This window comes from Pseudomonas sp. H2_D02, assembly GCF_054677635.1.
This window is the reverse complement of record NZ_CP162816.1, coordinates 3,621,590-3,634,158: the sequence shown is the minus strand read 5'-3', so window position 1 is coordinate 3,634,158 and position 12,569 is coordinate 3,621,590. Positions and strand designations below refer to the sequence as shown.

Genomic DNA, 12,569 nt, shown 5'->3' with positions numbered 1-12,569 from the left:
CTTGTGGCACGAGATTCATTTGTGGCGAGGGGATTTATCGAAACGTCGCACCGCCCCGCTGGGCTGCGCAGCAGCCCCTGGTTGTTTGTCAGACACAGCGAGGTGTCAGGTCTTAGGGCCGCTTCGCGCCCCAACGGGGATAAATCCCCTCGCCACAGTGATCCCCTCGCCACAATCGTTCGATCTGCCATGTGGTTCCACCTGTCACAAAAGGGGTCCGCTCAAGCTACTTGACAGTCTTCTTCATCCCAATCCGCCGCCGCATGTCGGCGGTGATGCTCTGGCGGGTCTTGCGCAAGTCCGCCCAAGGCTCATGCCCCACCTCCGCCAGCCGCTCATGGACGTTGTGCACGTTCCACAGGTTGGCGCCCTTGAGCTCGGCCACTTCTTCGCGGTAGATCGGCACCGACACCGGCAACCCCTCGCGGGTACGGGCGGCGTAAGCGCAAATGGTGGTGGCGCCCAGGCCGTTGCGCAGGTAATCGATGAAGATCCGCCCTACGCGGTTCTTCGGCCCCGACACCGCCGAGAAACGATCAGGCAACAGCTTGGCGATGTGGCTGACGATGGCGTGGCTGAAACCCTTCACCTCGTCCCAGCCCAACTTGCGGGTAATCGGCACGACAATGTGAATGCCCTTGCCGCCGCTGGTCTTCAGGAAGGCCTTCAGGCCCAGTTCATCCAGCACCGACAAGGTCAGTTGCGTGGCTTCCACCATGCTTTTCCAAGGCAGTGCCGGGTCCGGGTCAAGGTCCAGGACGAAGCGATCAGGCTTGTCCAGGTCCACGGAAGTGCCGTTCCAGGTGTGCAGCTCCACGGTGCTCATCTGCACCGCGCCAATCAGCGCCTCGGCGTTGTTGATGATCATGATGGGTTGCCCGGTCAGGTCCTTGTCCAGGCTGGTGATGCCGGGAATGGCCAGGCGTTCGGGGTTCTTCTGGAAGAACAACTCCCCTGCAATGCCATCCGGCGCCCTGACCAGCGCCACAGGACGGTCGGCCAGTTCCGGCAGGATGAAATCGGCAACGCTGGCGTAGTATTCGGCCAGTTGCATTTTTGTCGTGCCGCTGCTCGCGTCGATGACCCGATCCGGATGGGTGATGCGGACCTTGCCGTCCAACGTTGGCGACTGCGCAGCCTTGGGCTTGGCTTTGGCTTTGGCTTTCGCCTTGGCCGGCGCCGCTTCGTCCTCGTCCTTGGCCGCGGTCTTCTTCATGGTTTTCGGCAATTCCTGGGTGATCGCCTTGGCCGGCTTGTCGTTGCGCAAGCCATGGAACACGGCATGGCGTACCGAGCCTTCCTTGGTCATTTCGGCAAACGCCACTTCCGCCAACAACTCCGGCTTGAGCCAGTGCACGCCCTTGGCGTCGTAGCCGGTGGGCGGATTGACCACGGCGGCTTTTTTCGTTTCCAGGGGCAACAGCTGCTGATAGATGCTCTTGAGCGTGGTTTCGTTGAAACCGGTGCCGACCTTGCCGGCATAACGCAACTCGCCGCTGTCGACGTCATGCAGGCCCAGCAACAAGGCACCGAACGCGCTGCGGGCGCCCTTCGGGTCACTGAAGCCAACCACGACGAATTCCTGGCGATTCTTGCACTTGAGCTTGATCCAGTCGCTGCTGCGCCGGGACACATAGGCGCTGCCCTGGCGCTTGCCGATCAGCCCCTCCATGCGCATCTGGCAGGCGCTGTTGAGCAGCGCTTCGGGGGTCTCTTCGAAAGAGTCCGAGAAGCGCAGCAAGGGGTCTTCATTGGGTTCGAGGACGGCGGCCAACGCGGCCCGGCGTTCCTCCACCGGCACTTTGCGCAGGTCCATGCCATTGAGGTACGGCAGGTCGAACAGGTAATACGCAATCTTGCCGCTGCTGCCGGCGTCGAAGGCGTTTTGCAGGGCCTGGAAATCCGGCACGCCTTGCTCGTTGGCGACGACCATCTCGCCGTCGAGCCAGGCCGATTCCAACCCCAGCGCCGCCAGGGCCTCGGCCTGTTTCGGCAGCTTATGCGTCCAATCGTGGCCGTTGCGGGTGATCAAGCGCACGTCGCCGTTGTCGATGCGCGCCATGACCCGGTAGCCGTCGAACTTGATCTCGTAGAGCCAGTCGCCGTCGGGGGCGCTTTCCACCAGGGTCGCCAGTTCCGGCTTGAGGGTTTCGGGGATCGGAGCGGCGACGGCGCCGCTGAGGGTGGTCTTCCCGGTTTTTTTCGTCGACTTCGGCTTGGCAGGTTCTTCCGGCTGCTTGACGGGTTTTGCAGCAGCGGCCTTGCCTCGACGCTTGGGCACGATGGTGCTGTCGCTGAGCACGCTGTCAGGCTCGGCTGCCACCACGTCGTACTCGCTTTCCGGCCGGGCCGCCTCGTCCTGATGCTTGATCAGGAACCATTGCTCCTGCTTGCCCGGCATATGGGTGCGCACCAGGTTCCACAGGCCCGCGAGCTTTTCCCCGCGCAACTCGAACTTGAGCCGGCCCTTTTCGTAGGCTTCGTGCACATCGCCCTGGGGAATCCACACGCCCCGGTCCCAGACGATGACGTCGCCGGCCGCCATAATGCCCCTCGGGAATGCTGCCCTCGAAGGTCGCGTAGTCCAGCGGATGGTCCTCGACGTGGACCGCCAGGCGCTTGACCTTCGGGTCCAGGGACGGCCCCTTGGGCACCGCCCAGCTCTTCAGCGCACCGTCCAGCTCCAGGCGGAAATCGTAATGCAACCGCGTGGCATCGTGCTTCTGGATGCAGTATTGCAAGGCGTGGGCGGTTTTCGTCGATTTGCGCGAGCGCTTCGCCGCCGGCTCCGGGGTGGCGGCGAAATCGCGCATGCGGTTGTAATCGTCGAGGTTCTTGCTGGTCATGGGCCACCTGCTACTTGCGCCAGGGTCGGATCGGCGACGGGCATTCCGGCGGTTTCCGACAGCAGTTGATCGACCACCCGGCCCAGCGCCTCTTCAGTCGTATCGCCCAGCAGCAACCCCTGTTCATAGAGCACCACTTGTCGATCAGCACTGGTGCCCTGCTGGATGATTCGGCGCGCTTGCTTGAACACGTCCTGCACACCCAGCGCCGTCGCGGTTTCGCCGAAGGTCTGCTCGGCGAGGTTCAGCCACTCGCCAATGAGCATCGGTTGATCCTGGCCCTCGACGATAAACTCCGCGAGGATCCCGTGACGCTTGGCCCGGTAGCGGTTTTCCTTGAGGATCCAGTGGGACATCAGGCTGTAGTTGGCGCCGGGTTTGGGTTGGGCGATAGCATGGGCAATCATCAGCCGAAACAGCGAAACGAGGCACAACACGTCTTCGATCCGAGGGCAGGCATCACAGATGCGCAGTTCCAGGGTCGGATAACGCGACGACGGCCGCAGCACCCACCAGCAATCGCTGGGTTGGCGGATCGAGCCGGTGCGCGTGAGCATGTTGACGTAGCCCTCGAACGTCGGCTCGTCCTCGAAGAATTCCGGCACGCCCATGCGCGGCCACTCATCGCAGGCCACTTGGCGATAACTGCTGAAGCCGCTGTAGGCGCCGTTCCAGAATGGCGAAGACGCACTCAGCGCCAACAGCATCGGCAGCCAGGGCAACACCTCGTTCATTACCTTGACCCGATCATGATCCGCTCGGCACTTCCACGTGCACATGCAGGCCCGACAGTACGCTGCGCCGCGCCACACGCTGGTAATCGTCAAACAGTTGCTGGAAGTGCAGCTCGTCGGTGGGTTGCAAGCCGACGGTCGCCATGGGATGCGACCCTGCACTCAACAAGCCAAGGCCATGGGGCGCCAGCCGCTGGGTCAGGCCGCCGCGTACCTGGGCCAGGTAATCGGCGGCCTCGGCCAGGCTGCGGAAGATGGGCGAAGCCATTTCCACCTGGCTCTGGAACATTTCATGGGCGAAATGCTTGCCCAGCTCCTCCCGACAGGCCGCAACCGCTGCCGCGGGCGGCTGCTCGGGCATGCGGCGGGTTTGCAGGTCGGTGATGAAATATTCCTCTTCAATGCCGAACTTCAGACGCCTGTTCATCGATGTTCCCTCCGATACCCGCACCCGTGCGGGTGACAACCAACGCCACCACGGCGATCCTTTCAACGTCCTGATAACCCGGCGTCAGCAGCTCCTCGCCGAATACGTCCGGGTCCAATTCCCTGTAGGTCCAGGCAAACTCCGCCGAATCGCGCCACGCACCCAAGGCTTCGAGGAACGGGTCGCGACCATCGACCATCGCCACGCCGGTGTAGAGCACCAGCGAGCCGCCAGGCGTCAGCCGGGGCAACGCCTGCTCGACGATCCGCAGCGACAACCCGGCGCCCAGCGTTCCGCCGCCATGGCGATACGCGCGCTCGGCGGGGTCGGCCATGTACGGCGGGTTGGCGACGATCAGGTCGAAATCGCCCTCGACGTCCCGGAGCACATCGCTGCGGGCGATCTCGACGTTGGCAACCTCGGCCAGCGCGGCGTTGACGGCACACAGGCGCAACGCCAAGGGGTTGATGTCGACCGCCAGGACCTGGGCCTCGCGGCGGGCACGGGCGATGATCATCGCCTCGACGCCGGCGACCGCAGCCGATGTCCACGGCGCGATGCACGGCGGTGAAGTTCTGTTGCAAATGGGTATGGATCAGATGGGCGAAACGGTAGCTGTCGGGGCCGAAGAACACCGCGTCATTGGCCTGGGTCGGGAACTGCGAATGGGCGAACAGCATGCCGTCCAGGCTCGACCAGCGTACGCGGCTGCGCAGCAGGCCATCGCGTTCTTCCAACACTTCGGCTTCCTGCAATTGGCGCTGCTCGTCGGCGGAAATCAGCCCCGGTGCGAAGGGCCGGGACCAGCCGAAGACATCCCGCAGGGTCTTCGAGCGTTCGTTGCCGGGCCGTTGGTTGACCCGTTCATGGGTCAACGGCGTCGGCGTGATAAAACGGTAGCCGTCGGCGTGCAGGCGGCGACCCAGTTGCAGCAGCGCCAGGTCGGGTTCGGACAGGCGATCTTCCTGATTCATGCAGGGCTCCTAACGAAGGGCGGACTTGAGTTCGATGAACCGACGGGTCGCGAACAACCCGGCCGGATGGCTGTGGCAACGGGCCGAAAGCCAGGGCATCAGCATCTGCATTTGCTCACGGGGGGCCTTGCCCCGCAGCGTCTGCTGCAGGTTCAACACATCCGGGTCTTGGGCCGGTGCCGGCGACTCATGCACCCCGCCGTGGGGACGGCGGGCGCCGGGGCGACCGCGTTGATCCAGCCAGTCACCCGCAATCCAATCGTGCAGCAACTGCTTTTCATACGGGCTGAAGACGCCGAACATGGCCGCGCCCGCGCCTTCGATCAGGGTCCAGAAGCGGCTGTTCTGCGGGTCTTCGTGGCGCTTGATCCATCCCTTGTTCTGCATGGCGTTCAAAAAACCCTCCAGTTGCCCCGGCTCCGCCAGCCATTGGTTGACGGTCTTGCCTTCGAACTTGCAGTAGTCGGAATGCATGTGCTGGCCGAACGGGCGCTTGCGTTCCAGCATGTCGAGCACTTCACGCTCCAGGTCAAACGATTCGATGATCGCCCGGCTGCCCTGCCCCAGGTCGTTGAGGCGATAGCCCAAGGTGACGCGCTGCCAGAACGATTCACGCCCCGCCTCCATCGGCATCAATTGCAGCAGCGATTGCACGGCCTTGTGGGCGTGACCGGTGCTGGCGTTGTCGATGGTCACGTGCAGCGTGAAGTAATAGGGATCGATGTCGAGTTCGCTCAGCTCATAGGCGCTGATCAGCAGATGCAGCGGCAGTTGCTCGTAACCGAGGTTGTAGCCGATGACTTCGGGCAAGTATTCGTCGCCGGCGATAGCCCAGGGCCAATTGAACCGCGCCTTGCAGATAGCGCTCGTCCTCGATGTCGGGCATATCCTGCAAGCCGTGTTCGGCCAACAGCTTGCGGTAGAGCACGACATGGTTCTGGGCGGGAACGCCATCCCCAAGCTCTTCCAGATAGGTGCACAGCAACCCTTCGAAGCGATGGTCATGCCAGTGCTGGAGCACGCCATACAGCCAGGCGCCGTCCACCAGTTTGGTTGGCGCCACGGCCTGGAGAAAATACAAGGCATGGGCCCTGCCACTGAAGAACTCCCGGGGGCCACCGCTCTTGCGCCGTTCCAGGTAGTCGGCGTATTGCCGGGCCACTCCGGCGCTGTGCTGCTCGACCCAGGCCAGCAATGCCGCGGGGTCGTCGGGGATTTCCTGGGGCAATGCGCTCGCCTCTTCAAGGCAAGGTTGCAGGAAGGCTTGGGCGCCAGCTTGCTTGTCAGCATCGTCAGGCCCTTGTAGCAGTCGTTCGTAGCATTGGCGCACATTGCCGGCAGTGGTCATCGGTTGCGCAATGGCAGGCCGGGATTGAAGGGGTGTCAGCGCAGTCATAAGGGCCTCTCGGGTTCTCGGCAGGACGCTGAATCAGCACGTCTCTTCCATTGCAGAGCCTTGCGAACGGCAAAAAATTCCCCTGGACCGAAAAGCGGTCGGATAAACGGGACGCAGGCGATTTGCGGCGGAACCCTCGCTTCGCCGTGGCCCTCGAATGAAGCAAGCCCGTCCAGGTGAAGCACCGTTATCCAAGGAGCAACCATGATCTTCACAGTGTGGGTAGCCGTGCTCGGTGCGGTCTTGCTGACCTTGGCCCTGACCTCCTCCTACCTGCGCTGGATGCCCGTGACCACTTCGGCGGTTTGCCTGGCGCTGGGGGTTGCCATCGGCCCGGCGGGGCTTGGACTGCTGAGGCTGGGCGTCGATGACTCTTCGGTGTGGATGGAGCACCTGACGGAAGTCGCCGTGGTGTTTTCGCTATTCGTCAGCGGGCTCAAGCTGCGTTTACCGTTGAAGAACCGCAGTTGGCGAGTGGCGTATGGGCTCGCCGGGCCGGTGATGATCCTGACGATTGCCGGGCTCTGCCTGGCGTTGCATTACCTGTTTGGGCTCGGTTGGGGGGTGTCGTTGCTGATCGGCGCGATGCTGGCACCCACCGATCCGGTGCTGGCGGCGTTGGTGCAGGTCAACGATGCCCGGGATGATGACCGGGTGCGCTTCGGCCTGTCCGGGGAAGCCGGGTTGAACGATGGCACGGCGTTTCCCTTCGTCATCCTGGGCTTGCTCATGTTGCGCGAGGACGGCAGCGGATTTCTCGGTGAGTGGGCGTTGCGCAACGTGCTTTGGGCGGTGCCGGTGGGCTTGCTGATCGGCTATTGGCTGGGCCGTGGCATCGGCAAGCTGACCTTGTCGATGCGCATCAAGAACGCCGACAGCACGCTGTCCCCCAACGACTACCTGGCCCTGGCCTTGATCGCCCTGGCCTATGTCGCGGCGGAATCGGTCCAGGGCTACGGTTTTCTCTCGGTTTTCGCCGCGGGCCTGGGGCTACGACAGGCAGAGGTCCAGTCCACCGATGAAAACGCGCCGCCCGCCGAGCACCTGGTGCAGCCGGTGGTCGGCCACGAAGCCGTCGATCCCGAGCAGGCAGTGCACGGCGACACCCAGGCCTTGGATGAAGGCCAACTGGCGGCCGGCGTGATGATGGGCGACATGCTGGCGTTCGGCAGTCTGGTGGAGCGTTCGATGGAAGTGTTCCTGGTGACGCTTCTGGGGGTGGTCCTGGCGAATCATTGGGACTGGCGGGCCCTGGCGATTGGCGCCTTGCTTTTCGCGGTGATTCGCCCGCTGAGTGTGTTGGCGATGCCATGGGGAAGACTGCTGGACCACCCGCAACGGCTGTTGATCGGCTGGTTTGGCATACGCGGCATCGGCAGCCTGTTTTACCTGTTCTATGCCCTGAACCATGACCTGCAGCCCGGCGTGGCACAACTGTGTATCGACCTGACCCTGTCAGTGGTGGCCCTGAGTATCCTGGTCCACGGGGTGAGCACCCAACCTGCGCTGGCCTGGTATGAGCGCCAGCAAAAGCGAGGCTCAGCGATCAACCACCGGGATCGCTGACCTGGATAAACACCGAGTAGACCCCGAGCAACACCCAGAACGCCGCAAAAATCCACGGTGTGCGCACCGAAAACAACAGCGACTTGCGATACCCCTTGTGAGTGGACTCCCGCTCGCTGAACAGCGGCGATTCATCGTACGCCAGGCCCATCAGCGGTTCACTGCGCAGCAATTCGCTTTGCTTGAAATGCCAGTGGTCGATGATTTCGTAGGCCGCGCGAATGCCCGGCCAGGCATTGAGCGAGCTCAGGAACCCGAGCAGCGCCAGGAACGGCGGCACGATCAGCGTAAAGAGCTTGCCCCATTCGGGGTTCAGGTTGGCCATGCACGAAGCGAACGCGATCACCAGGAAGGATTGGGCAGCCAGGTAGGCGTCGGTCCGATTGGCGAGGATGCTGGTTTCGTACTGGATTTCCCGGCGATAGAAATCCAGCCGTTCCTTGGGGGATCCGAAGAGCTTGGCCTTGTGTTCGGTCAGTTCTTCTTCCGGGGTTTGCTGGGTAAGGATTCTGGGCATTGCGCAGCGGGGGCCTTGGGTTTGAATGGATGCATTTGGAACGGGCTATGGGGGGGTAAGTTCAAACCGATGGACCGGAGGTGGTCGCCACAGAAGTTCGTTTCCAATGTGTGCTCACCGGCCCCTGTGGGAGCGGGCTTGCCCGCGAAGAGGCCGGTACATCCAGCATTTTCATCGACGGGAACACCGCCTTCGCGAGCAAGCCCGCTCCCACAGGCGAAATGCGGTGCCCTCACCAGAACCAGGTTCAAGCTCACGGCTTGCGAGTCACCCGCCACACGGTATTCGCCAAGTCATCGGCAATGATCAGCGCACCACGCGGATCCACCGTCACCCCCACCGGCCGGCCACGGGTCTTGCCATCGGAGCCGCGGAAGCCCGTCGCGAAATCGACCGGCTCACCCGAAGGCCGACCGTTGCTGAACGGCACGAAGATCACCTTGTAGCCCACCGGCTGGTCACGGTTCCAACTGCCGTGCTCGCCAACGAATGCGCCTTCGGCGAATTTCTCGCCCATGGCCGCAATGGAAAAATCGACACCCAGGGCGGCGACATGGGAGCCCAGGCTGTAATCGGGCTTGACCGCAGCGGCGACTTTTTGCGGATCCTGCGGCTGCGCCCGTGGATCGACGTTCTGCCCCCAATAGCTGTACGGCCAGCCGTAGAACGCGCCTTCGCGCACCGAAGTCAGGTAGTCCGGCACCAGGTCCGGCCCCAGTTCGTCCCGTTCGTTGACCACCGCCCACAACTGCCCGGACCCAGGCTCGATTTTCAACGCCGTCGGGTTGCGCAGACCAGTCGCATAAGGCCGATGGGCGCCGGTTTCGGCGTCGATCTGCCAGACCATCGCCCGGTCGATCTCGACTTCCATGCCGCGCTCGGTGATGTTGCTGTTCGAGCCGATACCGACATACAGCGAGCGTCCGTCAGGGCTGACGGCCAGCGATTTGGTCCAGTGATGGTTGATCGCCGATGGCAAGTCGGTGACTTTGACGGGCGCCCCGCTCGCCTTGGTCTGGCCGTCCTGATAATCGAAGCGAACCAGCGCGTCCTGGTTCGCCACGTACAACTTGCCGTTCGCAAATGCCAGGCCGTAGGGCGCGTTGAGGTTTTCGGCGAAGACCGTCTTCAGTTCGTAAGTGCCGTCGCCATCGGCGTCGCGCAACAGTGTCAGGCGGTTGCCGCCCTTGACCTGGGTGTTGCCCTTGGCCTTGATGACGCTGGCGATCACGTCCTTGGGCTTGAGCTTCGCCGCGTTACCACCACGGCCCTCGGCCACCAGGATATCGCCATTGGGCAAGACAAGTGTCTGGCGCGGGATCTTCAGGTCGGTGGCGATGGCGGTAATTTCGTAGCCCTGGGGCACGGTTGGCTTCTGGTCCCCCCAAGCCACCGGCTCGGCAATTTTCATGCTGGGCAAGAGGCTACGCTGAGGCTCCGGCAACTTCGGGTCCGGGCCGCGTGCTTGGGTGGCGTCCCCTTCACCTCCGCAGGCGCTCAGCAAGAGTGCCATGCTCACGGCCGTCAATGCGATGCGAGGCTTCATTGTTCACCTCCCGAACGCAGGCTGGTCAGTCCGACCCAGGCCGCCACGCAGGCCAGCAGGGTCACCACGACGGACAGCGCCAGACCCTGGGGCATCACGGCCCAGGCATCCTTGGCGTGCTCGAAGGCGTTGATCAGCCCCAGCACCCACGTGGCGAGCAATAGCAGGAAATACCCTACCGGACGCCCGGCCTTGCGCTCCGCGCGGATCAGGTTGACCAGCGCGAACAACAACGCCAGCCCACAGAACAGCAGCCCGCTCGGCAATCAGCCAGGAGGCAAAGTTGCTCCATTGGATCTGGTAGGTCTTGTAGTAGGCGATATCGCTGAGCAGGCCGCCGAGAAACAGCGGAACCGTGCCGGCAAGCAGGACCGCATGCAGCGGCCCTGGCGTGCTTCGGTAGTAAGGATGGGCGGTAACGGTCATGACAGCTCCTTTTCGTCCACGTTGATACGCTAGAAAAAGGATCGTGCCGTGACCGCGTTAGTTCCGATATTTTCACCCGCAGGGGGACCTGCTACCCGAACTGCTCCGGGGCCGCCACACCCAGAAGCTTGAGCTCGGCGGAGGCATCCTCGCCGGAAGCAAAGATGAAGTTATTGTCGCTCAGTTGCGAAGCCACATTGCCCTCCAGGGTGATCTCGAATCGCCGTCCTTCTTCATCGGCGTTGTAGCTTTTCAGGTAGGTCCGCTGGCCGTCTTCGCTGACCACCGCTCGCAGCGATGTGTAGTAACCGCTCCAGAGCTCGGTGAAGCCCAACGCGGACACATCGATCTTGTCGGTGAGCGGATTGAAGTCAGTGATCCGATCCTGGAAGTTGCCGTCGGCCGTGCGAAAGCTGTCCGCCAGGGCGTCGTAGCGAAAGACATCCGAACCTTCGCCGCCCGTGAGCACATCACGTCCCTGGCCGCCTTCGATGACATCGTGCCCATTGCCGCCCGAAACGACATCGTTGCCCGCCCCGGCGATGATCCGGTCGCCGACCACCGAGCCCACCAAGCGATCGGCCGATTCCGTGCCCTGGATCAGGTGCGGCGCAAAGATCACGTTGGTCTCATTGAGGGCCTGGGTCAGGTCGCCGTCCAAGGCCAGTTCGAAACGATGCCCCTGCCAGTCCGGTTCGAAGCTTTTCAGATAGGTTCGCGTCTCGGCCTCGTTGACTTGCACCGCCAGGGTTCCGTCCAATCCATTGCCGAACCCGCTGAACCCCAGCGACGTCAAATCGATGCGATCCAGGTTGGCGTCGAAGTCGGCAATGCGATCACTCACGACTTGGCCGTCGATGCGATAGCTGTCGCCGATCGTGTTGATCCGAAAGACATCGGCACCGGCGCCGCCCTCCAGCACGTCCCGTTGCCCCGCGCCGTCAAGCAGGTCGTCACCGTCGTGGCCGCTGAGTCGTTCCGGGACATAAGTGCCTGACAGGACATCATCGCCCTGCCCCCCGTCGATACGCGGCAACATGCCCTCAAGTGCACCGAAGGTGGTGTCGAGCGTGCCGTCGGGGTTAAGCCGGATGAGGCTGAAATCAAAGTTGCCGTAATACGTGCTCTGTCCCGCCACGAGGATTTTTCCGTCCTCCAGCACGGCAATGTCCCGCACCGAATCCCGGTCGCCGGCCAGGTCGAACACCGCGACGCCAGCATCGCCAAAGCTTGTGTCCAGGGTCCCGTCGTGATTCAGCCTGATGATTTTGAAGTCAAACCCCGTACCGTCTGACTGGACGCTACCCGCCACCAGGATCTTGCCGTCGGCCTGGACACGGATCGAATCAGCCAGGCCCGCGACCGAAATGTCTGCGGTGCCGTCCGTGCCGAAACTGCTGTCCGGACTACCGTCGGCATTCAATCGCGCCACCACGAAGTTACCGTTGTAACCCGGCACGAGGATTTTCCCGTCCGCTTGCAGCGTGAGGCCAAAACCTTCCGGTGCCGTGAGATCGGGCACGGTGAAATTCACTGAATCGCCGCCATTGAAACCCGTGTCGAGCGTGCCATCGGCGTTGAGTCGATTGACCGAAAACAGCCTCTCGTAGGAGTCGTAATTGGAAACGAGGATCTTCCCATTCGGTTGCACAGTCGCGCTCGGCTGAAATCTCCCCATGCCGCCGGCGCCGAGGCAGTGCCGTTGACGCCGAAGCTTTGATCCACCGAACCGTCGAGGTTCAGGCGAACCATGGCGACGGTGGATGAAGGTGTTTGCGGATAAACCATCAGAAACTTGCCGTCCGGCTGGACGGTCGCACTGTAGCCTTCCCCCGGGTAGACATCGCGGGCAAGCAGTGTCTTGCCGTCGTCGCTGAAAGAGGTATCGAGCGTGCCGTCGGCGTTGAGCCGAATCAGCGAAGCCCTATAGCCTTCGTATTCCTGGTCCGGGTTGTTCACCCCGGTCATCCCGGCCAGCCAGATCTTGCCATCCGGGGCCACGGCTATCCCCGCCGTGTTGTTGTAGCCATCCAGGTCCACGAAGGATTTCCCGGTACCGGCGCGCGCGGCCGATCCCGTGTCGATGTATGAGTGGTTCATGCTGGACCTCGCCATGACGAAGGAAACTCCAAAAAAT

The 12,569-nt window shown here is 62.8% G+C and carries 6 protein-coding genes and 5 pseudogenes; 1 reads left to right on the top strand and 10 read right to left on the bottom strand.

What is annotated here, in order from left to right:
• Positions 1-226: 226 nt before the first annotated feature.
• From ligD to AB4N42_RS16725, 5 genes and pseudogenes are all read right to left on the bottom strand, one after another.
• A complete protein-coding gene (gene ligD, locus AB4N42_RS16745) occupies positions 227-2,545 on the bottom strand; it encodes a DNA ligase D (RefSeq protein WP_460115018.1) in 2,319 nt (772 codons plus the stop codon).
• A pseudogene (locus AB4N42_RS16740) lies at positions 2,487-2,813 on the bottom strand (DNA polymerase ligase N-terminal domain-containing protein); the annotation flags it as partial. The pseudogene AB4N42_RS16740 and the gene ligD, both read right to left, overlap by 59 nt.
• A 29-nt stretch (positions 2,814-2,842) precedes the next feature.
• Positions 2,843-4,007: pseudogene (locus AB4N42_RS16735) on the bottom strand (carboxylate-amine ligase).
• Positions 3,979-4,981: pseudogene (locus tag AB4N42_RS16730) on the bottom strand (methyltransferase). The pseudogenes AB4N42_RS16735 and AB4N42_RS16730 overlap by 29 nt, the downstream one beginning before the upstream one ends.
• Positions 4,982-4,990: 9 nt before the next feature.
• A pseudogene (locus AB4N42_RS16725) lies at positions 4,991-6,377 on the bottom strand (iron-containing redox enzyme family protein).
• 204 nt (positions 6,378-6,581) lie between these two features.
• On the opposite strand from AB4N42_RS16725, the gene AB4N42_RS16720 reads away from it, so the two are divergent.
• Positions 6,582-7,943 carry a cation:proton antiporter gene (locus AB4N42_RS16720; RefSeq protein ID WP_431145425.1) on the top strand — a complete coding sequence of 454 codons (1,362 nt, stop codon included), beginning with the start codon at positions 6,582-6,584 and terminating at the stop codon, positions 7,941-7,943.
• Here the strand turns inward: AB4N42_RS16720 and AB4N42_RS16715 are convergent.
• From AB4N42_RS16715 to AB4N42_RS16695, 5 genes and pseudogenes are all read right to left on the bottom strand, one after another.
• Positions 7,924-8,460, bottom strand: a complete 537-nt coding sequence (locus AB4N42_RS16715; RefSeq protein ID WP_030140608.1) for a hypothetical protein — start codon at positions 8,458-8,460, stop codon at positions 7,924-7,926. The genes AB4N42_RS16720 and AB4N42_RS16715 overlap by 20 nt on opposite strands.
• Positions 8,461-8,713: 253 nt before the next feature.
• Positions 8,714-10,006 carry a PQQ-dependent sugar dehydrogenase gene (locus AB4N42_RS16710; protein WP_030140607.1) on the bottom strand — a complete coding sequence of 431 codons (1,293 nt, stop codon included), beginning with the start codon at positions 10,004-10,006 and terminating at the stop codon, positions 8,714-8,716.
• Positions 10,003-10,432 (bottom strand): annotated as a pseudogene (locus AB4N42_RS16705) (DUF2231 domain-containing protein). Before AB4N42_RS16705 ends, AB4N42_RS16710 begins: the two are co-directional and overlap by 4 nt.
• Before the next feature lie 91 nt (positions 10,433-10,523).
• The gene (locus AB4N42_RS16700; RefSeq protein ID WP_460116402.1) at positions 10,524-12,065 is read right to left on the bottom strand and encodes a M10 family metallopeptidase C-terminal domain-containing protein; all 1,542 of its coding nucleotides are present in this window, start codon (positions 12,063-12,065) and stop codon (positions 10,524-10,526) included.
• On the bottom strand, positions 11,963-12,532 hold the full coding sequence (locus tag AB4N42_RS16695; protein ID WP_460115017.1) for a delta-60 repeat domain-containing protein: 570 nt from the start codon (positions 12,530-12,532) through the stop codon (positions 11,963-11,965). Before AB4N42_RS16695 ends, AB4N42_RS16700 begins: the two co-directional genes overlap by 103 nt.
• Between the last annotated feature and the right edge of the window lie 37 nt (positions 12,533-12,569).